This is a genomic window from Paludisphaera sp. (assembly GCF_037189885.1).
Classification (GTDB): domain Bacteria; phylum Planctomycetota; class Planctomycetia; order Isosphaerales; family Isosphaeraceae; genus Paludisphaera.
In genome coordinates this window covers 16,753-38,089 of the sequence record NZ_JBBCIR010000031.1, presented here as the reverse complement: position 1 = coordinate 38,089, position 21,337 = coordinate 16,753, and the positions used below count along the sequence as shown (strand labels likewise).

Annotated in this window: 20 protein-coding genes; 12 read left to right on the top strand and 8 right to left on the bottom strand. The window is 68.8% G+C overall.

Translation table 11 applies throughout. The features are described 5' to 3' along the window. The first annotated feature begins 14 nt into the window (after nt 1-14). Entirely contained in the window at nt 15-1,337 is a 1,323-nt protein-coding gene (eno, locus tag WG209_RS11560; protein WP_337175196.1) for a phosphopyruvate hydratase, read from the top strand. A 7-nt stretch (nt 1,338-1,344) separates the two neighbouring features. Here the strand turns inward: eno and WG209_RS11555 are convergent, their stop codons facing one another. After that, nucleotides 1,345-2,976, bottom strand: coding sequence for a fumarate hydratase (locus WG209_RS11555; protein WP_337175195.1), 1,632 nt, complete (start codon nt 2,974-2,976; stop codon nt 1,345-1,347). A gap of 701 nt (nt 2,977-3,677) precedes the next feature. Here WG209_RS11555 and WG209_RS11550 point away from each other — a divergent pair. The 7 genes from WG209_RS11550 (at nt 3,678) to WG209_RS11520 (ending at nt 12,225) form a co-directional block, all read left to right on the top strand. Next, nucleotides 3,678-5,597: an ABC-F family ATP-binding cassette domain-containing protein gene (locus tag WG209_RS11550; protein ID WP_337175194.1), complete on the top strand. Its 1,920-nt coding sequence runs from the start codon at nt 3,678-3,680 to the stop codon at nt 5,595-5,597. A gap of 7 nt (nt 5,598-5,604) precedes the next feature. Next, the gene (locus WG209_RS11545; protein WP_337175193.1) at nt 5,605-6,459 is read left to right on the top strand and encodes a metallophosphoesterase; all 855 of its coding nucleotides are present in this window, start codon (nt 5,605-5,607) and stop codon (nt 6,457-6,459) included. 81 nt (nt 6,460-6,540) lie between these two features. Continuing rightward, a complete protein-coding gene (locus WG209_RS11540) occupies nt 6,541-6,870 on the top strand; it encodes a transposase (RefSeq protein WP_337175192.1) in 330 nt (109 codons plus the stop codon). 654 nt (nt 6,871-7,524) lie between these two features. Further along, nucleotides 7,525-8,487, top strand: a complete 963-nt coding sequence (locus WG209_RS11535; RefSeq protein ID WP_337175191.1) for a hypothetical protein — start codon at nt 7,525-7,527, stop codon at nt 8,485-8,487. Between the two features lie 210 nt (nt 8,488-8,697). Beyond that, nucleotides 8,698-8,928: a hypothetical protein gene (locus WG209_RS11530; RefSeq protein ID WP_337175190.1), complete on the top strand. Its 231-nt coding sequence runs from the start codon at nt 8,698-8,700 to the stop codon at nt 8,926-8,928. Between the two features lie 361 nt (nt 8,929-9,289). Beyond that, the gene (locus WG209_RS11525) at nt 9,290-10,846 is read left to right on the top strand and encodes an oligosaccharide flippase family protein (RefSeq protein WP_337175189.1); all 1,557 of its coding nucleotides are present in this window, start codon (nt 9,290-9,292) and stop codon (nt 10,844-10,846) included. 59 nt (nt 10,847-10,905) lie between these two features. Continuing rightward, the gene (locus tag WG209_RS11520) at nt 10,906-12,225 is read left to right on the top strand and encodes a glycosyltransferase family 4 protein (RefSeq protein ID WP_337175188.1); all 1,320 of its coding nucleotides are present in this window, start codon (nt 10,906-10,908) and stop codon (nt 12,223-12,225) included. 7 nt (nt 12,226-12,232) lie between these two features. Here the strand turns inward: WG209_RS11520 and WG209_RS11515 are convergent, their stop codons facing one another. The 4 genes from WG209_RS11515 to WG209_RS11500 all read right to left on the bottom strand — a co-directional run bounded on the left by WG209_RS11515 (nt 12,233) and on the right by WG209_RS11500 (nt 16,200). After that, nucleotides 12,233-12,874 (bottom strand): hypothetical protein, encoded by a 642-nt coding sequence (locus WG209_RS11515; protein WP_337175187.1) that lies wholly within the window; start codon nt 12,872-12,874, stop codon nt 12,233-12,235. 70 nt (nt 12,875-12,944) lie between these two features. Beyond that, a complete protein-coding gene (locus WG209_RS11510; RefSeq protein WP_337175186.1) occupies nt 12,945-14,678 on the bottom strand; it encodes a hypothetical protein in 1,734 nt (577 codons plus the stop codon). A 191-nt stretch (nt 14,679-14,869) separates the two neighbouring features. Further along, nucleotides 14,870-15,637 carry an SDR family oxidoreductase gene (locus WG209_RS11505; protein ID WP_337175185.1) on the bottom strand — a complete coding sequence of 256 codons (768 nt, stop codon included), beginning with the start codon at nt 15,635-15,637 and terminating at the stop codon, nt 14,870-14,872. Beyond that, nucleotides 15,619-16,200: a cob(I)yrinic acid a,c-diamide adenosyltransferase gene (locus WG209_RS11500; RefSeq protein WP_337175184.1), complete on the bottom strand. Its 582-nt coding sequence runs from the start codon at nt 16,198-16,200 to the stop codon at nt 15,619-15,621. The genes WG209_RS11505 and WG209_RS11500 overlap by 19 nt, the downstream gene beginning before the upstream one ends. A gap of 69 nt (nt 16,201-16,269) precedes the next feature. Between WG209_RS11500 and WG209_RS11495 the strand changes: the two genes are divergently transcribed. The 4 genes from WG209_RS11495 to WG209_RS11480 all read left to right on the top strand — a co-directional run bounded on the left by WG209_RS11495 (nt 16,270) and on the right by WG209_RS11480 (nt 20,062). Further along, nucleotides 16,270-17,349 carry a hypothetical protein gene (locus WG209_RS11495; protein WP_337175183.1) on the top strand — a complete coding sequence of 360 codons (1,080 nt, stop codon included), beginning with the start codon at nt 16,270-16,272 and terminating at the stop codon, nt 17,347-17,349. Further along, nucleotides 17,346-17,834 carry a DinB family protein gene (locus tag WG209_RS11490; RefSeq protein ID WP_337175182.1) on the top strand — a complete coding sequence of 163 codons (489 nt, stop codon included), beginning with the start codon at nt 17,346-17,348 and terminating at the stop codon, nt 17,832-17,834. Before WG209_RS11495 ends, WG209_RS11490 begins: the two co-directional genes overlap by 4 nt. A gap of 77 nt (nt 17,835-17,911) precedes the next feature. Continuing rightward, nucleotides 17,912-18,979, top strand: coding sequence for a Gfo/Idh/MocA family oxidoreductase (locus WG209_RS11485; protein ID WP_337175181.1), 1,068 nt, complete (start codon nt 17,912-17,914; stop codon nt 18,977-18,979). Nucleotides 18,980-19,075: 96 nt separating this feature from the next. Next, nucleotides 19,076-20,062, top strand: coding sequence for an endonuclease/exonuclease/phosphatase family protein (locus WG209_RS11480; protein ID WP_337175180.1), 987 nt, complete (start codon nt 19,076-19,078; stop codon nt 20,060-20,062). A gap of 103 nt (nt 20,063-20,165) precedes the next feature. Here the strand turns inward: WG209_RS11480 and WG209_RS11475 are convergent, their stop codons facing one another. The 3 genes from WG209_RS11475 to rbsD are packed head-to-tail and all read right to left on the bottom strand — an operon-like array spanning nt 20,166 to nt 21,272. Beyond that, complete coding sequence (locus tag WG209_RS11475) at nt 20,166-20,585, bottom strand: PIN domain-containing protein (RefSeq protein ID WP_337175179.1); 420 nt, start codon at nt 20,583-20,585, stop codon at nt 20,166-20,168. After that, nucleotides 20,578-20,817: a hypothetical protein gene (locus tag WG209_RS11470; RefSeq protein ID WP_337175178.1), complete on the bottom strand. Its 240-nt coding sequence runs from the start codon at nt 20,815-20,817 to the stop codon at nt 20,578-20,580. Before WG209_RS11470 ends, WG209_RS11475 begins: the two co-directional genes overlap by 8 nt. Nucleotides 20,818-20,876: 59 nt before the next feature. After that, a complete protein-coding gene (gene rbsD, locus WG209_RS11465; protein WP_337175177.1) occupies nt 20,877-21,272 on the bottom strand; it encodes a D-ribose pyranase in 396 nt (131 codons plus the stop codon). Nucleotides 21,273-21,337 lie beyond the last annotated feature (65 nt).

Sequence of the window (21,337 nt, the reverse complement as noted above, 5' to 3'; positions counted from 1 at the left end):
GACGAGGTGACGGGATGCCGACTCTCCGGGCGCTGAAGGCGCGACAGGTCCTCGATTCGCGGGGCAGGCCGACGGTCGAGGTCGACGCGATCGCGGATGGGGGCGCGCGGGGCCGGGCCATCGTCCCCTCGGGCGCGAGCACGGGCCGGCACGAGGCCCTGGAACTCCGGGACGGCGACCCGTCCCGTTACGCCGGCCTGGGGGTGACGAAGGCCGTCGCGAACATCGGCGCGACGATCGCCCCGGCGATTCGCGGCATGGACCTGGACGACCAGGCGGCCATTGACGCCGCGCTGCTGGCCCTGGACGGCACCGCCAACAAGTCGCGGCTGGGGGCGAACGCGCTGCTGGGCGTCTCGATGGCCGTGGCCCACGCCGCCGCCGCCGCGCGGGGGGAGGAGCTGTTCGCCCACGTGAATCGGCTCTGGAAGGCGAAGGCGGCCGGGCTCGACCCCTCGGTCCCGCGCGAGCCGACGATGCCGCTGCCGATGGTCAACATGATCTCCGGCGGCCTGCACGCGGGGCGGAACCTGGACCTCCAAGACGTCCTGTTCATCCCCACCGGGGCCGACGGCTATTCCCAGGCCCTGGAGACGATCGTCGCCATGTACCGGGCCGTCGGCGACGTCCTGCGGAAGATGGGGGCCGAAGCCAATCTGGTCGGCGACGAGGGGGGTTATGGGCCGAGGCTGGGCGACGACGAGCAGGCGCTCAAGGTGGTCGTCGGCGCGATGCTCGCGTGCGGCCTGACGCCGGGGGTCGACGGGCACATCGCGCTGGACGTCGCCTCGACGCACTTCCACGACCCGGCGACGGGGACATACAAGCTCTCGAACGTCCCCCGGCCGATGGACGCCGGCGCGATGGTCGACATGCTCGCCGGCTGGGTCGACCGCTACCCGATCATCTCGATCGAGGACGGCGTGGCCGAGGACGACTGGGAGGGCTGGAAGTCGCTGACCGCCCGGCTGGGGGATCGCGTCCAGCTCATCGGCGACGACCTGTTCGTCACCCAGACGGCGAGGATCGAGCGGGGGATCGCCTCGGGGGCGGCGAACGCCGTGCTCATCAAGGTGAACCAGGTCGGAACGCTGACCGAGACGCTCGACGCGCTGGCCCTGGCCCGCCGCGCCGGCTTCCGGCCGGTCGTCTCGGCGAGGTCGGGCGAGACCGAGGACGCGACGATCGCCGACCTGGCCGTGGGGACGGCGGCGGGGCAGATCAAGATCGGCTCCGTCGCGCGGTCGGAGCGGCTGGCGAAGTACAACCGCATGCTTCGCATCGAGGAAGACCTCGGCCCGCGCGCCCCGTTCGCGGGCCGAGCCACGCTCCCCTGACCTTGGCTCAGTTCAGGACCGGGAGCTGCGAGAAGAACTCGTTCCCCTTGTCGTCCACCAGGATGAAGGCGGGGAAGTCGACGACGTCGATCTGGTAGACGGCCTCCATCCCCAGCTCGGGGTATTCGAGCAGCTCCACCTTCTTGATGCTGTCGTGGGCCAGCAGCGCGGCGGGCCCGCCGATGGAGCCGAGGTAGAAGCCGCCGTGCTTCTTGCAGGCGTCGGTGACGGCCTGCGATCGGTTCCCCTTGGCGATCATGATCATCGACCCCCCGCGCGACTGGAACAGGTCGACGTAGCTGTCCATCCGGCCGGCGGTGGTGGGGCCGAACGAGCCCGACGGCATCCCCTCGGGCGTCTTGGCGGGGCCGGCGTAGTAGACGGGGTGGGCTTTGAGATACTCCGGCATCCCCTCGCCGCGATCGAGACGTTCCTTGATCTTGGCGTGGGCGATGTCGCGGGCCACGATCATCCGGCCGTTGAGCTTCAGCGGCGTGGATACCGGGTACTTGGTCAACTCGGCCAGCACCTCCTCCATCGGCCGGTTGAGGTCGACATTCACGCCGTGCTCCGCCCCCATCCCGGCGCGATGATGGGCCGGGATATACCGCGCGGGGTCGCGTTCCAGGACTTCCAGCCAGACGCCGTCGCGGTCGATGCGGCCCTTGACGTTGCGGTCGGCCGAGCAGGAGACCCCCAGCCCGACCGGGCACGACGCGCCGTGCCTCGGCAGCCGGATCACGCGGGCGTCCAGCGCGAAGTACTTCCCGCCGAACTGGGCGCCGATGCCGCTCTGGCGGGCGATCTCCATGACCTTGGCTTCCATCTCCAGGTCGCGGAACGCCTGGCCGAGGCGGTTCCCCCCGGTCGGGAGGCCGTCGAGATACTTGGCGCTGGCGAGCTTCACCGTCTTCATCGTGGCCTCGGCCGAGGTCCCGCCGATGACGACGGCCAGGTGGTACGGCGGGCAGGCGGCCGTCCCCAGCGAGCGGAGCTTCTCCTTCAGGAACTTCTCGAGGCTGGCGGGATTTAGAAGGGCCTTCGTCTCCTGGTAGAGGTACGACTTGTTGGCCGAGCCCCCCCCCTTGGCGACGAATAGGAAGTCATACGTCGCCCCGTTGGTCGCCATGATGTCGATCTGGGCCGGGAGGTTCGTCCCGGAGTTGACCTCCTCGAACATCGTCAGGGGGACCGTCTGGGAGTACCGCAGGTTCTCCTTCTGGTAGGTCTCGAAGATCCCCTTCGAGATGTACTCCTCGTCCTTCACCCCGCCGGTCCAGACGCGCTGGCCCTTCTTGGCGACGACGGTGGCGGTGCCGGTGTCCTGGCACATGGGGAGCTGGAAGCCGGCGGCGACCTGGGCGTTCTTCAGGAGCGCCATGGCGACGCCCTTGTCGTTGGGCGAGGCCTCGGGGTCGTCCAGGATCGCGGCGACTTCCTTCAGGTGGGCGGGGCGATACAGGAACGAGACGTCGCGGATCGCCTCGCGGGCCAGCAGCGTCAACGCCTCGGGCCGGACCTTCAGGATTTCCTGGCCTTCGAAAGTCGCGGTGGAGACGAGGTCGCCGGCGAGGCGGCGATACTCGGTGGCGTCATCGCCGAGGGGGAAGGGGGGCTGGTACTCGAATTCGGGCATCATCGGTTCCTCCAGCCGACCCCGGCCGCGTTCGCGGCGCGAGACTGCCCGCGTCGCGCGGCCGGGACGCTGATGAACCCCCATTCTAGACGTTCTCCGACCGCCGCGACAGCCGGCCCCCACCTCGCCGAGTCGTGATCGCCGGCCGAATCGCTACTCGGATGACACTGAGGACGGGCCTCCAGGAGTTGGCTTCGTTCGTCACGTCGAGATCGCCGCTGATCGGTCGCATCTATTGTGGCCTCGTGGCTTTGGGGAGAAATCGAGTTGGCTTCGTTCGTCATTGTCGAATAGGTTTCGCCGTCTTTCCACCGGCCATCCGGGGGGACGGGCCGCGATACACCAACGTTGAGCTTCGGGGGGGGCGGGCCGACCGTTGCCCCGGCCCATGGGGCCATGCGGGCCGGTCGCGAGCGGACGCGTGAGCCCATCCAGCCGTCCTGGCGGGCCTTGACCGATTCCGGGATGCCAAGGAGCGGGAGCATCGAACAACCGCATGATCCGCGGGGGGCCGGTGGAGATTTCAGGTTCTCCGATTTTTTTATCGCGGCCCGTCTGGCCTGGTCGAAAGGCGTCGCCCGGCGTCGATCCGGGTGGTCGAGGGGGGAGGGGCGGGGGTATGATGGCGGAATCTCGCGGGGCCGAGGCGGCCCGCGTCGACGGCCGCGAAGGCCGTCCGGATTCCCCCAACCCTCGCGAACCGCATGATCCTGATCTCCGCCCAGGGTTTGGGCCGACAGTACGCCGGCGACCCCATCTTCACCGACCTCGCCTTCGAGGTCCGCGCCGGCGACCGCATCGGCCTGGTGGGGCCGAACGGGGCCGGCAAGACGACGCTCATGAAGCTGCTCGACCGGAGCGAGCAGCCCGAGTACGGCTCGGTCAACGTCCGCGCGGGGGTCCGCGTCAGCCTGCTCCGGCAGCAGCCCGATTTCACGCCCGACCAGACCCTGATCGACGTCGCCCGATCCGGCCTCGCCTCCCTGCTGGAACTCCAGGAGGAACTGGAGGAGGCCGCCAGGGAGATGGCCGAGGCCGACGACGAGGCCGATCGGGATCGCGCCGGCCGCCGCTACGACCAGATCCACGAGCGGATCATCCACCAGGACGCCTACGACGTCGACTATCGCGTCGAGGAGATCCTCTCCGGCCTGGGCTTCACGAAGGAAGATTACGATCGACCCGCCGGGACGTTCTCCGGCGGCCAGCAGTCGCGGCTCATGCTCGCGAAGCTGCTGCTGGAAGCCCCCGACCTGATGCTCCTGGACGAGCCGTCAAACCACCTGGACATCGAGACGACCGAATGGCTGGAGGACTATCTGTCCCGCCAGCCGGTCGGCATGGTCATCGTCAGCCACGACCGCTACTTCCTGGACAAGATCGTCACCAAGATCTGGGAGCTGCACGACGGCTCGCTGGAGGTCTACCCCGGCAACTACTCGCAGTACTGGCGGCTCCGCGAGGAGCGGGCGAAGGTGCTGGAACGCCAGGCCGAGCGGTTCGAGGAGAAGACCGAGAAGCTGGAAGCCTACATCCGCAAGTACGGCGCGGGGCAGCGGGCCAAGCAGGCCAAGGACCGCGAGCGGAAGCTCGACCGGCTCCAGTCCGATCGCGTGGAGACCATGCGCGACATCGTCGGCCCGGTCATGGGCTTCGACGAGGTTGACCGGTCCGGCGACATCGTGATCGAGGCCCGCCGGCTCTCCAAGGCGTTCGACAAGCCGCTGTTCCAGGAACTCAACCTGACCGTCGAGCGCGGCCAGTGCATCGGCGTCCTGGGGCCCAACGGGGCGGGGAAGACCACGCTCATCAAGACGCTGATCGGCCGCGAGAAGCCCGACTCCGGCGACGTGAAGCTCGGCCACAAGGTGATGGTCGGCTACCACGACCAGGGTTTGCAGTCGCTCTCCCACGAGACCACCGTCGTCCGCGCCGTCTGGCCCGAGGACGACACCGACTGGGCCGAGGGGGACGTGCGGTCGCTGATGGCCCGGTTCGGCCTGACCGGCGACCAGGCGTTCCGCCAGGTCGGCAAGCTCTCCGGCGGCGAGAAGGCCAAGGCGGCGCTCGCGCGGCTCTGCGCCACCGGGGCGAACCTGCTGGTGATGGACGAGCCCACGAACCACCTGGACATCTGGTCGTGCGAGGCCCTGGAGCGGTCGATCCGCGAGTTCGAGGGGACGGTCCTGGTCGTCAGCCACGACCGATACTTCCTCAACAGCGTGGCCGACCGGATCCTCGTCGTCGCCGGCGGCGGCAAGGTGAAGGTGGTCGAGGGGGATTACGAGGCCTACACCGCGCTCGTTAAGCGGGAGAAGGAGGCGGCCGAGAAGGCCAAGGCCCGCGCCGTCGCCGCGGCCCCGCCCCCGCCGCCCAAGGCCGCGGCGTCGAAGCCCAAGTCCAACAACAAGAAGAAGTTCTCCTACCGCCCGGCCGTCGAGCTGGAGGCGGAGATCGGGAGGTTGGAAGCCGAGGTGGCGGAGGTCGAGGACCAGCTTGGCCAGCCCGCAACCTGGCGCGACCCGACCAACGCCATGCGCGTGCAGGACCGGCACATCGAACTGAAACAGAAGCTCGAGACGCTCTTCCAGCACTGGGAGTTCGCGGTCGAGTCCGAATGGTGAGGCCGCGATGGCCGACGTCTACAAGATCCTCGCCACCGTCGCCAGGGCCGGCGAGCTGATGCGAAACGCCCCCGGCCGCTCGGGGTCGGTGGTGCGCGCGTTCGCCGACGAGATGATGGTCGTCGGCGACCTCCACGGCAACCTCCGCGCGTTCAAGTGGGCGCTGGCCGAGGCGGCCCTCGACGAGCACCCCAACCGACACCTGGTCCTCCAGGAGCTGATCCACGAGATCAACAAGCACGACGACGACCGCCCCGACCTGTCGCATCGGCTGGTGGACGTTGTCTGCGCCCTGAAGTGCCAGTACCCGGCGCGGGTCCATGTCATCCTGGGCAACCACGAGCTGTCGGAATTGACCGGCCGGGTGATCGGCAAGGACGGGAAGGTCCTCAACGCCCGATTCCGCGCGGGGATCGCGCGCTCGTACGGCGACGCGGCCGACGAGGTGTACGCGGCCTACCAGAAACTCTTCTCCGACATGCCCCTGGCGGTGCGGACGCCCAACCGCGTCTTCTGCTGCCACACCCTCCCCGACGGCGACTGGCTGGACGACTTCGACGCCTCCATCCTCGACGCCGACGCCTGGCCGGCCGAGGCGATGAAGCGTCGCGGCGCCGTCTACGCGATGACCTGGGGCCGCGACACCTCCGAGGAGACCGCCGACCGCTTCGCCGCGATCGTCGACGCCGACCTCTTCGTCACCGGCCACCAGCCCTGCGACGATGGATTCCGCCGCGCCAATCATCGCACCCTGATCGTCGACGGCACCGATCCCTACCCGACCTACTGCCGCTTCCCCGCCCGCACCCCGATCGGCATCGACGAACTGGTGGCGTCGGTGAAGGTGATGGGGATGGATTGAGGCGGGGGACCGGCTCAGAAGCGACCTCGAAACCCCGGTCGGAGCGGGTAGACTCCGGTTGCCTTCCCGGAGGGTCCTATCATGCCCGTCCTTCTGACCGACAAGTCGTGGGAGGCTGATTGCCCCACATCTGCTCGAGCATCCTCCGGACCCGAGGGGAGGCCGCCCCGGGTCTCCGATCGCCGGGGCCTCGCCGACATCCCGTTTGTGCTCCGCGAGGGGCTGCGATGGCAGTCGCTGCCGGCCGGGATGGTCTGCGGCTCGGGGAGCACGTGCTGGCGGCGATTCGCCGAGTGGACCGCCGCCGGGGTTCGGGAGGCGGCCTACGCCCACCTGCTTGTTGCCCTCGGCGAGCGGGGGCTCCTGAACCTGGAGCGCGCCGTCCTCGACTCGGCCTCGACGCGGCCGTAAAGGGGGGGCGCACACCGGCCCGAACCGACCGATCGGGCCAGGCGCGGCCTGAAGCGCCACCTGACCGTCGGTACCGGCGGGACGCTCCTAGAGGGCCCGGTCAGGCCGGCGGAACGCCGCGACGAGGAGCCTGTCGGGCCTCCGCTGTGGCTGATGCGGGCGGCCCTTCTCGCAGCGGGGCAGCGCCTCCCGGCCGCCGTGCAGGCCGACTGCAGGTACGGCTTCCCGTGGACGATCGCCCTGATCGTCTCGCGGGGGATGCGGGCCCTGATCGCCCCGCAGGGCTCTCCGCACGGCAGAAGCATGATCCGGAGCGGCTGCGTAGTCGAGCGGACATACGCTTGGTTCTCGCGATTCGGCCGCCTGATCAAGTGCTACGAACGGCTGCCCGGGGACGCCAGGGCTTTCGTTCGCTGGTCGCCTGCGTCATTTGCGCCCGCCCCCGCCCCCTCCGAGTCGACCGGCCGCGGTGGGATTAGTCGGCCTCCCGACTCGCGGCTTGACTGGGTTTTGAAACCATGTTTTAGCAGAGTGCCCGCCCGCACTCCTCTTGACAGATCTCTTGCAAGCAGGAATTCTTTGCGTTCTCCGTGCCTAAGGGTTGTGTATCTTAACTCGAATCATATTGACTAGCAAGAATTCAAGGAAATTATCTTGAAGGTGCTGAACGAGATCAATGTTCGTCTGGAAACCTTGCGGCGCTTAAAGAGACTGCTTGAGTCGCCCTACGCTCAAGAAGCAAGGGTCGCAATTGCTGCGATGGCGTGCCTGACGCTTGCGTATTATTGGGGAAGTAATATACCATACTGGGTAAAGACGAGCGAGCGCTTCCCAGGGATAGATGTAGATCAAAAAAGAAACATATTCTTTATTCTGGAATGCTTGACGCTTTTCATGGTGTTTGCGACGCAGGCTGCGGGGCTTAAGGTGCAGCGGGGCGGCAAGAAGCTTTTGCCAAAGCAGAGGGGCATAGCAGAATTAAGTATATTTGCTGCTTTGTTTTCGTTGACGCTTGGTTACGGGTTGTCAAGTGTTGGGCCCGGTGAACCTGCCTGCATAAGAGTGTTTTATTCGTTGTTTAGTTGTCTTATTTTGACAATTTGGTACGAGAATTTGAAATCGCTTTCCGTCGCGGTCGTCAAACCGTTCTTGGATCTGATTTACTCTCTGGAAGAAAACCCTGAGGAGTTGCACTCGCGAAGTCCGGATATCACCGTGGCTGTCAACCTCGTAGTGCTCTGCACTATCATCATGATCGCGCCCATCTTGATCTGGCTTCCTACCCTGGTCGCAGGTCCGATAAATCCGAGAAGCATTGCGTTCTCCGCAGGCATCGCCACCTGCCTGATTGTGCTTCTGGCACCTGGATTTGCTCATTATAAGATCGAGCGGATATTTCACAGAAGCTTGACCCCGCTCTCCCGTCAAATTTCCTGGAGGATAGCTACTCCACCAGCAAATAAAGAAGAAATCGATTATCTAAAAGGACTGATCGAAGTAAAGGATAGCTTAACCAAATCTATCCTCTCTCCCGCCAAGGCGCTATTTCTTCCTCTTGTTCAGGTGGTCACGACTATTACAGCTCTCATCGCAGCATATCGCGGAGTTATCAAGTAATCGCGCTATTGGTGTGTCGACCGGCCGCGGCGGGATTAGTCGGCCTCCCGACTCGCGGCTTGACCGGGTTTTGAAACCATGTCTTAGCGTCCTGGGTCCGTTATGCTCACGAGAGAGAGGACCGCGACTCGTTTGGAGGCGGCCGTTCGGCCGGTTACACTCGGGCTCGCGACGAAATGGCTCGGCGCGATAGGGGGAGGCGGTTCGGCCATGCACGACGAGGATCAGGTCCCGATCTGGCTGTTCATCGGCGGGATATTGCTGCTCTACGGCGTCTTGATCTTCGCCGCCGGGCTGTACGCCGTCTTTTCGCCTCCCCCGCCGGAGCGGCGGGTCGCCCTGTTCCACCTGCACGCGGACGTCTGGTGGGGGCTCTTCATGGCGGGGGCCGGCGCGTTCTACGTCCGTCGGTTCCGGCCGGGGCATCGACGCTCGGCGTGAGGCGTCGGGGATCGACGCTCGCGCCGGGCAAGCTTCGATTGACAGCGGGGCGACGCACACCTACGATGCCGGCCATCGGTGAAGGTGGAGCATGTTCCGTCGCCCCGACCACGATGCAAGGATGCGTCGCCGGGCCGCGGATATCGGGATGCTCCCGGGGCGATCGCGATCATCAGGGGCCGCAAAGGCGCAAGGATGGGAGCGGACGGACCCACGGGGGCGACTCGACGACGCGGGATGGCGAAGCCCGCTAAGGTGGAGGAGACGAGAGAGCCGATAGATCCCGGCGATCAATCGGCGAGCCGATGGAGCTCACACGGAAGCGAGCTTTGCTCGAGCCTTCAAGGAAGCGCCTTCTCGAATGGCTAGCCCGACACTCAGCAAGCGGAGGCGGCGTCCGTCGGCGTCGTCGATGCCTCCCCGGCCGTCGCGCCGGGACGAGCGGGCCCCGGAGGCGTGCCCCCGGGCACGAGGCCGCCGGATCGCTTCCAACGTCGCCTACCTCAGCCTGGCGGAGCTGTTCTGCCGGGCCTGCTCGGTCTTCGTCACGATCGCGTTGATGAAGCGGCTCGGGGGGGGCGGCTACGGCCGGGTCGAGTTCGCGTTCAGCGTCGTCTTCTGGCTCGTGCTGCTGGTCCGCGACAGCAGCGACGTGATGGTCGCCCGCGAGCTGTCGCGGCACCCCCGGCTCATCAAGCCGCTGGTGGACCACGTCCTGGCGTTCAAGGCGCTGCTGGCGTTGTCGCTCTTCTCGGTCCTGACGGCCGTGGGCTGGCTGACCCTGGAAGACCCGGCCGACTGGACGATCCTGACGCTCTACGGCCTGATGCTGTTCACGACGGCCATCGGGCTCGACTTCGTTTATCGCGGCACCGAACGCATGGGCCTGCTCGCGGTCTCGCTCTGCCTCCGCACGATCCTCTACGGCGCGGGGGTTTTGGCGTTCGTGGGCGACGCCTCGCGGATCTCCTGGGTGCCCATCTTCCTGGCGCTCGGCGAGGCCGGCGGCATCGGCCTGATCTGGCTGAGCTACCTGCGGACCTACCGCATGCCCCGGTTCCGATTCAGCCCGCGATTCATCGCGATCCTGGTCAACCGGGGCAAGACGGTCTGCGCCATCCAGCTCTCGCAGGCGCTCATCATCGCCGCGGACGTGCTGGTCGTCGGCGTGACGAGCAGTTGGAACGACGTGGGCCGATACGGCGCGCAGTACCGGATGGTCACGGTCATCCTGACGTTCGGGCTGATCGTGCAGCAGGCGACGTTCCCCACGCTGGCCAGGCTCTGGCGGCATCGCCCGGACGCGGGCCGGGACGCCCTGGACTCGCTCGTCGAGATCCTGATGACGGCGCTCATCCCGCTGGCGGTGGGGGCCACCCTGCTGGCCGAGCCGCTGGTCGGGCTGCTCGGCTCGCCCGACTACGCCGGCGCGGGGCTGTTGCTGGCCGTCGGCATCTGGCGGGCCCCGCTGTTGACCATCGCCTTCGGGTATCAGACTACGCTCATCGCCCTGAACCGCGAGACGGTGGGCGTCGGCTCGCTGGTGCTCGCGGCGCTCGGGATCGGGCCGCTGATCTACCTGATGCGGCTCCAGTTCGGGCTGGTCGGGGCCCCGGCGGCGGTGCTGCTCATCGGCCTCGCCCTGGTGGCGGCCGGCTACCACAGCCTGGCCCGCGAGGGGAGGCAGCCGGCGTGGCACCATCACCTGGGGCGGCCGTTGCTGGCCTCCGTCGTGATGGCCCCGGCCTGCCTGTTCATGCTCCGGTGGGGCGTCGCCGCGGCGGTGGTCGCCGGCGCGACGGCCTACGTCGCCGTGATCGTCGCGACCGGCGGCCTGGAGCGGACCCGGCGATGGCGGGCGGCGTTCCACCCCGCCATCGACGCCCCCGCCCGCGAGCCGGTCGCCAAGGCCGCGTGAACCAGAGAGAGAACCACGCCGGGCGGGATGCCCGAGCGACCGAGACAGGAGGTCACCCCTTGAAGTTCTGCATGATCACCACCTTCTTCGGCGCCCACAGTTTCGGCGGCGACGCCGCCTACGTGGACCGGCTTTGCCAGGCCCTCTGCCGTCGCGGCCACGAGGTCCACGTCTTTCACTGCGTCGATTCCTTCAACGCCGTCCGCGGCGAACACCCCCTCCGCCAGTACACTCCCACGCCCGGCCTCCACCTCCACCCCCTGGAGAGCGGCCGGGGCATCGTCTCGCCGCTGGCGACCCAGGCGACCGGCCGGCCGCTGTTCAAGTCAAAGGCCCTCCGCGAGATCCTCGACGCCGACGACCTGGACGTCGTCCACTTCCACAACATCTCGCTCGTCGGCGGCCCCGGCGTCCTGGGACTGGGGGCGAACCGGCGGGCCGTCCGGGTCATGACGGCCCACGAGCACTGGCTCGTCTGCCCGATGCATCTGCTCTGGAAGTACGACCGCGAGGCCTGCGACAAGGAGGCCTGCTTCCGCTGCCAGCTCGCCGGCAAGCGGCCCCCTCAAGCCTGGCGGTACACCGACGCCATCCCGCGCGGGCTGGGCCATCTCGACGCCCTCGTCTTCCCCAGCCGGCACGCGCTTGAGGAGCATCGCCGTCGCGGGATCGGTCGGTGGGCGCCGCTGGTCCACGTCCCGTACTTCCTCCCCGACGACTGGTCGGGCGGGGTGGAGGACCACGAACCCCCGCCGACCGAGCGTCCTTACCTCGCCGCCGCCGGCAGGCTGGTGGCGATGAAGGGATTCCAGCGGCTGATCCCCCTGATGAAGTACCTGCCGGAGGTCGACCTGCGACTCGCCGGGACCGGACCTTACGAGCCGGAGCTGCGTCGGCTGGCCGAGGGGCTGCCGAACGTCCGGTTCGAGGGCCTGCTCGGCGGCGACGCCCTGGCCGGGCTGTTCCGCGGGGCGCGAGGGGTCGTCGTGCCGTCGCTGTTCCCGGAGACGTTCGGATACGTCGTCCTGGAAGCGTTCGCGACCGCGACCCCGGTGATCGTCCACGAAGGGGGGGGCGCGATCCGGGAGACCGGCGCCGAGAGCGGCGGCGGCCTGTCCTACCGCACCGACTCGGAACTGCTCGGCGCCATGCGTCGGATCGTCCACGACGAGGATCTGCGCTCGGAACTGGCCGCGCGCGGATTCGCCCGGCGGATTGGCCCGTGGTCGGAGAGCGAGCACGTCCACCGCTACATGGACCTGATCGCCGACTGCCGCGCCGCGAGGGGGGCGGGCCGTCGGCTGAGGGCCGACGAGGCCGAGGCGGGGCAGGGGCCGGCCGTCCCCCGCGCCGAGGGGCGGCGGTCGCGGGTCGTCTGATCCGGCGTCAGCTCGCGGCTGGCTCCCTGGGGGAGACCCGGATGTCGAGGCCGATCCGCGTCGTCTGGATCTCCCAGTCGTCGCGGTTCCAGCCGACGATGATCCCCGACCCTTCGAGCCGGTCGAACATCTGCTCCACGTAGGCCGGGACGCGGTCCTCGTACTCGGAGACGAGGTCGAGCTTGCGGCCCATGAGGCTGAGGAGGCCGCGGATCGACGACGGCCCCTTCTCCAGGATCCGGGCCCGGCCCTCGGGAGAGGCCGGGTCGGGGCCGTCGAGACTCAGGCTCATCGAGCGCAGCAGGCGGCCGAACTGGCCGAACCAGGAGTCGCCGAAGCCGAAATATTCTTGGTGGACGATCACCAGCTCGCCGCGGCGAACGATGGCGGCCTGGTAGACCGACTCCAGGTAGTTCTCGCCGTAGTCGGTCTGGAAGGCGATGTTCACCGCCTTGGCGAGGTTCTGGAGCGCGGCGGGGATGCCGACCTTGCGCGGCGAGACCTCCAGCCCCATGTCACGCAGCTCGCCGGCCTTGCGGGCCGTGACGACGCCCCCCGGCCCGGCCGCGGTCGAGACCGCCACCCCGACCGGCACCCCCCTCGAACCGCCCTTGTGCCCCGTCCCCTGATCCGGCGTCGTGCCCGACATGTTCGGCCCTCTCTGGAGACTTGTCCTTGGGCCGGCGCCACCGTCCCGGCCGAGGTTCATGCTGGCGGCCTCAGGGGGCCGCCGTCCTCGCGGGGACGGACGCGGCCCCGAGGATGGACTTGTCGAGGTCGTCCTGGACGAACGCCGCGACGCCGAGATTCTCGAGGGCCACGTCCGGCGTGACGCCGAAGAAGGGGCGCTGCTCGGCCTGCTCGGCGACGTAGCCCTCCAGGGACTTGCGAAGCTCGGCGAGGTCGACCTTGATCTCGACCTTGCCGCGGCCGTCCACGAGCGCCGTCCCCTCCGCGCCGCCGGGGAGCGCGCGGACCACGTGGTGGTGGAATCGCAGCCGATTGCCGCCGACGTAGCGGACCGATTCCTCGGTCAGGGCCAGGCGGAGCTTGATCGACGACTTGCCGGCCTTCTTCGGGGCCTCGCCCTTCGATGCCCAAGGCATGGCGGCCTCGGCGACGACGGAGATCACGTCGCCGGAACGCTCGGCCGTGACGGTGACGTCGGCCTGCTTCTTCTCCTCCAGGATCGGGTCGATCGCGCGGCGGTACTCCTGGTACTTCGACTCCGACGCCGCCATGCCGCCGCCGCCCGGGGCCACGGTGCGTCCGTTCACGAACGTGGTCGGGGTGCCGCCGATCTGCTGGCCGTAGTATTGTTGACGCTCGATCGCGTCGGGGTTGGCGAGCGGGTCGGGGCCGGGGATGTGCAGGTGGTACTGGAGGCCGATGAACTCGGTCGGCTCGAAGCTCTTGAGGAGCCCGTCGAAGGCGACGTCGGCGGCGACGCAGGGGGGGCACTGGGCGCCGGTGAACAGCTCCATCACCACGGGGCGTCCCGCGTCTGGCGACTTCCGGCCGGGGTAGGGGGGGGCCTCGAACGGCGGGACGACCCGGTGATATTCCTCGTCCAGCTGGGCCTCCAGTTTGGCGACCCGCCCCTCGGCCTCGGCGGCGACGTCGGCCTCGCCGGCGTTGCGGGCGGCCGTGGCGAGCAGCCGGGCGAGCCCCTGGCGTGCCGCGGTCGGCGTGTCGTCGGGGAGCGTCTCGTCCACGCGCTTCGCGAGCTTCAGGGCCGTCGCGGCGAATGACTTCTGGGGCGCCAGGGCCTCGGCGGCCTTGGTGTCGACCTCACGGACCCAGTCCGGGCCGTAGGTCGCGGCCCCCTCGCGCCAGGCGTCGATCAGGGAGTCCACGTCGGCGGTCGAGAGCCCGGCGTCGCCGGCGGATTCGAGGAGGTCGGTGTAGGGGAAAAACACCACGGGAGAATCGCCGAGGCTCTTGATCAATCCCCGCAACGCCCGGGCGCGGGCCTTGGGGTCGGCCAGGCCGCGGGCGACGAAGTATTCCCGGCCGATCAGCGGCTGCTTCGGGGCGCCGATCCGCTCCTGGAGGGTCCGCTCCATGCGGGCGGGGAAGACGCTCCCTTGCAATGCGACGGTCCCGACCAGCCGGCCGGCGTTGACGCCCTCTTTCGCCTCGACCCCGGAAAAGGAGAGCGTCAACCGCTCGCCCTTCAGGGTGAAGCCGGCCTTGCCGTCCTCCAGGCGGACGTCGGCGACCGCGGCCCGTTCGAACATGTTCTTGCGGCCGTCGAGCAGCACGCCGCGAGGGTTCCCGTCCTGCCGATGCAGGTCGACGATGGCGTATTCGTCCTCGCCGATGCCCAGCACGACGAGCGTCCAGATTCCCGCCGGTTCGGCGGCGCCCGCGGTGTGGGCGGCCAGAACCGCCAGCCCCAGGCCGGCCAGGACGGCGGCGATCCGGGAGGAACGGAGGCGATAAACCTTCATGCGAATCCCTCGGCGGCCGGGATGAGTCCGATCAGCGGTCGAGTGTAACCCCGGGGCGACCCCCGCCACAAGGAGCGGGGCGTCGACGGGGCCGGGGGCGATCAGGAGGGCCCGGGCCTCGTTTTCGTCGTTGCCTTCCCCACGAATGGCGGGAAGAACCCTGAGACGCGAGCGTCCGCCGGGGCGTCTCGTCAGCCATTCCCCAGGAATCGGCCGCCGTCGACGCGGTAGCAGACTCCGGTGACGAAGTTCGTCTCGTCGAGCAGGTAGACGATCAGGCGGTTCACGTCGCCCGACGAGCCGAAGCGTCGCAGTGGGGTGGCTTCCAGCACCGCCCGCTTGTCCTCCTCGGTCAGGTCGGGAGGCGGGTCGATCATCGCCGGCTGGATGGTGGCGACGGGGATCGACGGGGCCAGCTCGACGGCCAGGGCCGTGGCGAGCGTGGTCATCCCCCCCTTCGCGGCGAGGTAGGGGAGGTATCCTTTATAGGGCCGCTCGGTGGCCCAGTCGCCCAGGAAGACGAGCTTGCCGCGGATGCCGTCGACCGGCTCCTGGGCCAGCATGGCGCGCGCGGCGGCGATCGCCGCGTGGTAGGGCGCGGCGAGGTTGGCGGCGACCATCGCGTCGAAATCGGCGGGGGTCAGGTCGGCGAGCGGGGTGCGCCGGTAGATGCTCGCCATGTTGACCAGCGCGTCGATCCGGCCGAAACGGGCGACGGTCGCGGCGACCGCGGCCTCGGCCTGCTCCGGGTCGGTCAGGTCGGCCCGGATGGCGAGGCCCTCGGACCCGGCGGCCTCGACGTCGGCGACGGTCGCCTCGATGACCTCGCGGCTGTCGCGGTAGGTCATGGCGACCCGCCAGCCCAGCCCGGCGAGGGTCCGCGCCAGGTCCGAGCCGACTCGACGCCCGCCGGTGACGAGGACGGTCTTCCCCCCGGCCGTCACTTTTTGAAGACCCACGGCACGTCCGGCGTGCCGGCGCGGTGGTTCACCATGCGTGCCATGACGAACAGCAGGTCGCTCAGGCGGTTGAGATAGATCAGGAGCGGCGTGGGGACGTGCTCGCCGGGGAGGTTCGCCAGGTGGACGACCAGGCGCTCGGCGCGTCGGCAGACGGTGCGGGCCAGGTGGAACTGCGCCGCGCCCGGCGTGCCGCCGGGGAGGATGAAGCTGCGCTGCGGCTCGAGTTCCGCGACGCGCTCGTCGATGGCCCTCTCCAGCGCCTCGACGTGGGCGTCGGTGACCTGGTTGTGGAAGGGGCCCTCCGGGTTGGGGTCGGCCAGCGCCGCGCCCAGGGTGAACAGGTCGTCCTGGAGCCGCGCGGCGAGTTCGTCCTCGGGCGCGTCGAGTCCGTGGGCGCGGGCCACGCCGAGGGCGGCGTTCAGCTCGTCGACCGTCCCGTAGGCCTCGATCCTCGCGTCGTCCTTGCGGAGCCGCTGGCTCCCCAGGACGCCGGTCATCCCCGCGTCGCCCGTCTTGGTGTAGATCTTCACGTCGTCCCCGCCGCGTCGCCCAATGGTCATCCCTCGCCGGTTGACCTATACTAGCCGGTCGATCGTGGGCCACCAAGGAAGAATCGGAGACCGCGCCTCATGACCCCCACCGTCACGTCCGCCCTGATCCTGAGCGTCGCGCTGGCGTGCCAGCCCGGCGGCGGGGGGCAGCGCCCGCTCTCGCCGGAGGAGGTCGCGAGGCGGGAGTCGAAGCACCTGACGAACATCCGGCAGGCGACCTTCGGCTTCTTCCGCGCCGGCGAGGGGTACTTCAGCCGAGACGGCAAGAAGATTGTCTTTCAGGCGGTCCCGAACCTGCCGGAATCGATCTTCCTGGAGCCCGGGGCGAACCAGTACGAATACCAGATCTACGTGGCCGACCTGGAGGCGGGCGCGAAGCCCAAGATGATCAGCACCGGCGAGGGCGCCTGCACCTGCGCCTACTTCGCGCCGGACGGGAAGTCGATCATCTTCGGCTCGACCCACCTGAACCCCGCGCCTCCGTCGAGGCCCCAGTCGGCGTACAGCCGGTCGGGGAGTCGGTATCGCTGGAGCTTCCCGGACGGCATGGACATCTTCCGGTACGACCTGGAACGCGGCGGGCTGACCCGCCTGACCGACGCCGACGGCTACGACGCCGAGGGGAGCTATTCGGACGACGGCAAGTCGATCGTCTTCACCTCGATGCGCGACGGCGACGCCGAGATCTACATGATGGACGCCGACGGTAAGAACCAGCGGCGGATCACCGACGCCAGGGGATACGACGGCGGCCCGTTCTTCTCGCCCGACGGCCAGCGGATCATCTACCGCAGCGACCGCGCCGGGAACGACCTGCTCCAGATATTCGTCAACAACGTCGAGGGGTCCGAGGAGCGCCAGCTCACGGACAACGAGGCGGTCAACTGGGGCCCGTTCTGGCATCCCGACTCGAAGCACATCGTCTATTCGACCAGCCGCCACGGCCATTCGAATTACGAACTCTATCTGATGGACGTGGACTCCGGCGACGAGGAACGGCTGACCTACCACGACGGCTTCGACGGCCTCCCCGTCTTCAGCCCCGACGGCAAGAAGCTGATGTGGACCTCGAACGCCCGCGGCACCGACCGCAACAGCCAGCTATTCATCGCCGACTTCACGCTCGACCCCGCCCCCGAACCGAAGGAATCCCGATGACGGCGAAAGACCTGATCCGCGGCGCGCTGGCGACCTCCGAGATGATCATGGCCCGCTACCTCGAGGGGCTCGGGAAGGACGACCTCTTGATCCGCGCGGTGCCCGGCATGAACCACATCGCCTGGCAGGTCGGCCACCTGATCGACAGCGAGCGGGGGATGATCGAGGCGATCCGCCCCGGCTCCTCGCCGGCCTTGCCCGCGGGATTCGCCGAGGCCCATTCCAGGGACAACGCGTCGGACGACGACGCGACGAAGTTCCTCGCGCCCGAGGAATACCTTGCGCTCTGGAATGCGCAGCGGACCGCCACGAAGGCCCTGCTGGAGTCGCTGCCCGACGAGGAGTTGGATCGGGCCGATCCCAAGTTCCCGTCGTTCACGCCGACGGTCGGGCAGCTCCTGCACCTGGCGGCCAATCATCCGGTCCTGCACGCGGGACAGTTCGTCGCCGTGCGTCGCAAGCTGGGGCTGCCGATCGCGTTCTGACGGGTCATGGGAATCCGCCGGGCGGCGGCGAGGTCCGCGCCGCCCGGCCATCGCCGGCGCACGGATGGGGCTCGATAATGTCGCGCGGGAGGATTCGCATCGCGATCATCGGGGCCGGCGCGGTCGTGCGGTCCAGGCACGTCCCGGGCTTCCGGGCGATCCCGGGGGTGGAGCTGATCGGCGTCTGCAACCGGCGGCGCGAGTCGTCGGCCAGGGCGGCGCGGGAGCTGGGGCTCCCCACGATCTACGGCAACTGGGAGGAAGTGATCCAGGACCCCGACGTGGACGCGGTCCTCATCGGCGCCTGGCCCTACATGCACTGCCCGGTGACGCTCGCGGCGCTCGACGCCGGCAAGCACGTCCTGACGCAGGCCCGGATGGCGATGAACGCCCGCGAGGCCCAGCGCATGCTCGACCGGGCGCGCGAGTCTCCCGACCGGGTGGCGATGGTCGCCCCCAGCCCCTACGGGCTGGTCGGCGAGGCGTTCGTCCGCTCGCTGATCGAGGGGGGCTGGCTCGGCGCGCTCCGCGAGGTCCACGTCGACGGCCTGACGAATGAACTCGCCGACCCGGCGACGCCCATGGGATGGCGGCAGAAGACCCGCTACTCGGGCTTCAACATGCTGACCCTGGGCATCCTGCACGAGACCGTCTCGCGATGGATCCCGCAGGCCAGGCGCGTCCTGGCCTACGCGTCGAAGCTCGTCCCCGAGCGACTCGACCCCGAGAACCGGCGGACGAAGCCCGTCGGCACGCCCGACAGCGTCCAGGTGCTGACGACGCACGAGGACGGATCCGTGGGGACGTACCGCCTCAGCGCGGTCCTCTGGGGGGGGAACGCCATGAGCGTGGCGCTCCACGGCTCGGAAGGATCGCTTTTCTACGACCTTCGCACGGACCAGATCCGGGGCCTCCGGCGCGGCGAGGACGCGCCTCGCGCCCTGCCGATCCCCGACGCCCTTCGTGGCGGCTGGCGCGCCGAGGCCGACTTCGTCGCGGCCATCCGCGGCGAGCGTCCCGTCACCCACAACGATTTCGCCACCGGCGCCCGCGGGATGCAGTTCACCGAGGCCGTCGCCCGCAGCTCCCGCCACCAGGTCCCGGTGTCGCTGCCGCTGAAGGAGTTCTCCAACCCGAGCCTCTGAAGTCCCTCCTCCATGGCCGATCGGGCCAGCCGGGCCCGAATCCGCGCCGCGCCGCGGCGGCGCGATCGAAACGTATTCCAGGATTGGTGCCTCCCCATGACACAGCTTCCGCGTCCGAAGATGCTTCGTCCCCTGCTGTCGGCCGTCCTTCTCGGCGCCGCGTGCCTGGCGGCCTCGCCGGCGCGGGCCGACGGCCCGGAGTCGGTCCGGGTCATGAGCTTCAACCTCTGGCACGGCGGCGACGCCGGCAAGCAGCCGCTCGACGCCACGGTCGAGGTCATCCGGCGATCGCGGGCCGACGTCGTGGGCCTCCAGGAGACTGGCGGGACGGCCCCCAAGGGGGAGGAGCGTCCCGACCGCGCCGCCGAGATCGCCGAGCGGCTGGGGTGGCACTACCTGGATCAGGGGGGCCGCACCGGAGTCATCAGCCGCTTCCCGATCGTCGCCGCGACGCCGAGGAAGTGGGGCGCGAAGCTGGCGCTCCCCTCGGGCCGCCTGATGTACGCCTTCAACGTCCACCTGGCCCACGCTCCCTATCAGCCGTATCAACTTCTGCGCATCCCCTACGCCGACGGCGCGTTCCTGGGCACGGCGGACGAGGCGGTCCGCGCCGCCCGCGAGGCGCGGGGCGGCCAGGTCGCCGAGATGCTGGCCGAGGTGGCGGCCGTCGCCGCCGAGGGCCTCCCCATGGTCGTCACCGGCGACTTCAACGAGCCCTCGCACCGGGATTGGACCGACGCCGCCGCGAGCGCCGGGATCCACCCGCTGAGGGTGGAATGGCCGTCGACCCTGGCGGTCGAGGCCGCGGGGTTCGTCGACGCCTACCGCGAGGTCCACCCCGACCCGCTGGCCAGCCCCGGCGTGACGTGGACCCCGATCACGCGACCCGACGACCCCAAGGACCACCACGACCGCATCGACTTCGTGTTGGCGACCCCGAACGTCCAGGTCAAATCGGCCGAGATCGTCGGCGAATCGCGCGAGGCCGCCGACATCGTCGTGACCCCGTACCCCTCCGACCACCGCGCGGTCGTCGCGGAGCTGCTGTTCCCCGAGGTCGCGCCGTCCACTCCCGGGGAGTAAGCTGGCGTGAGCGAGTGCCGCGAGCGTGTAGTGACGGGGGATCGCAGAGAATGGAGATAATCAACAATACGAATGTATCGCGCCCGGGGCACCTCCCCGTCCGCTAGGCTCTCCAGTCTCTTAAGGCGAGCGGGTGCCCGAGCCGTTGAATTCGCTCGTAGTGGGCCGTATTGCCCGTGACCAGCTCCAGCCCATGCGTAAGGGCGATGGCGGCGATCATCGGGTCGGCTCGTCCGATCGGGAGCCCAACCCGCTCAAGCTGCCCCTGGATGTGACCGGCGAGTTCGGCGGCGGCCTGGTCGAAGCTCAGGACCTCCACCGACGGGATCCCCGACAGAAAGGCCCCAGGTTGCTTGGCGGCCTGTTTCTTAACGAGCCCCCGAACGACTTCCATGACGCTGATCACCGTTAGCGTGTACCGGCCATGCAAAGCCAGATAGTCAGCCCCGTTTCGAGCGACATTTGGGTCGACCGCCTTGCCGAGTTCCGAAAGCGTATCCGTATCGAGCAACGCCTTATTCACCGGCAGGGAGCCTCCAGGGGCGCTCCTCGCGAATAATCATCGCCTCCTCGACGACTTCGTCGAGGAGGTCCGGGGCGTCGTTGAAGATTCCGAGGATGGGGTCCGGCGGCCGGGTTCCGGACTCGGGAGGGGCGGGGTCGTCCAGTACGGTGACGCGGACTCGGCGACCGACCAGTTGATCGGCATGGCGGGTGACTTCCTCCCACAGCCCTTCGATGGTCCCGCGATCCATGGTGACACCTCGATTCTCGCACGACTCTGGGCCCGCGAATCGCACGGGACGCCCGTCGCTCAGTACGCGCTGCCGGCGAGGATCCGGACGCTGGCGTAGGGGCTGAATTCGGCGGTGCGGATGATGCCCTTGGCGTCGAGGGCCTGCTCCTTGAACTCGTGGTAGGGGAGCTCGTCGATGTCGACGTCGCCCACCAGCTTGAGGAGTTCCTGGAACAGGCGGGGGCTGTGCTCCTTGATCTCGGCGGGGACGGCGATGGCGTCGATGACCAGTTCCTCGGCCACGGCGCGGACGACGTCCAGCAGGCGGGGGATGCCCGGAGTGAGGGTGAGGTCGATGACGTGGGCGTCGCTGGGGAGCGGGTAGGCGGCGTCAACGATGAGGAGTTCGTCGGTATGGCCCAACTCGGCGAGGAGGGAGCAGATCGCCGGGTTGAGGATGCCGCCGCGTTTCATGGGAGCCCCTTCGTGGCTGTCGTCCGATTCGATCGCGCGGACGCCCCGGCGTCGCGATCGGCGAC

What these genes read in the sequence shown, in the direction of transcription:
- WG209_RS11470 (WP_337175178.1), bottom strand. Translation starts at nt 20,817, where the DNA reads ATGGATCGCGGGACCATCGAAGGGCTGTGGGAGGAAGTCACCCGCCAT.
- WG209_RS11555 (WP_337175195.1), bottom strand. Translation starts at nt 2,976, where the DNA reads ATGATGCCCGAATTCGAGTACCAGCCCCCCTTCCCCCTCGGCGATGAC.
- rbsD (WP_337175177.1), bottom strand. Translation starts at nt 21,272, where the DNA reads ATGAAACGCGGCGGCATCCTCAACCCGGCGATCTGCTCCCTCCTCGCC.
- WG209_RS11545 (WP_337175193.1), top strand. Translation starts at nt 5,605, where the DNA reads ATGGCCGACGTCTACAAGATCCTCGCCACCGTCGCCAGGGCCGGCGAG.
- WG209_RS11485 (WP_337175181.1), top strand. Translation starts at nt 17,912, where the DNA reads ATGTCGCGCGGGAGGATTCGCATCGCGATCATCGGGGCCGGCGCGGTC.
- eno (WP_337175196.1), top strand. Translation starts at nt 15, where the DNA reads ATGCCGACTCTCCGGGCGCTGAAGGCGCGACAGGTCCTCGATTCGCGG.
- WG209_RS11495 (WP_337175183.1), top strand. Translation starts at nt 16,270, where the DNA reads ATGACCCCCACCGTCACGTCCGCCCTGATCCTGAGCGTCGCGCTGGCG.
- WG209_RS11530 (WP_337175190.1), top strand. Translation starts at nt 8,698, where the DNA reads ATGCACGACGAGGATCAGGTCCCGATCTGGCTGTTCATCGGCGGGATA.
- WG209_RS11510 (WP_337175186.1), bottom strand. Translation starts at nt 14,678, where the DNA reads ATGAAGGTTTATCGCCTCCGTTCCTCCCGGATCGCCGCCGTCCTGGCC.
- WG209_RS11540 (WP_337175192.1), top strand. Translation starts at nt 6,541, where the DNA reads ATGCCCGTCCTTCTGACCGACAAGTCGTGGGAGGCTGATTGCCCCACA.
- WG209_RS11515 (WP_337175187.1), bottom strand. Translation starts at nt 12,874, where the DNA reads ATGTCGGGCACGACGCCGGATCAGGGGACGGGGCACAAGGGCGGTTCG.
- WG209_RS11550 (WP_337175194.1), top strand. Translation starts at nt 3,678, where the DNA reads ATGATCCTGATCTCCGCCCAGGGTTTGGGCCGACAGTACGCCGGCGAC.
- WG209_RS11525 (WP_337175189.1), top strand. Translation starts at nt 9,290, where the DNA reads ATGGCTAGCCCGACACTCAGCAAGCGGAGGCGGCGTCCGTCGGCGTCG.
- WG209_RS11490 (WP_337175182.1), top strand. Translation starts at nt 17,346, where the DNA reads ATGACGGCGAAAGACCTGATCCGCGGCGCGCTGGCGACCTCCGAGATG.
- WG209_RS11500 (WP_337175184.1), bottom strand. Translation starts at nt 16,200, where the DNA reads ATGACCATTGGGCGACGCGGCGGGGACGACGTGAAGATCTACACCAAG.
- WG209_RS11480 (WP_337175180.1), top strand. Translation starts at nt 19,076, where the DNA reads ATGACACAGCTTCCGCGTCCGAAGATGCTTCGTCCCCTGCTGTCGGCC.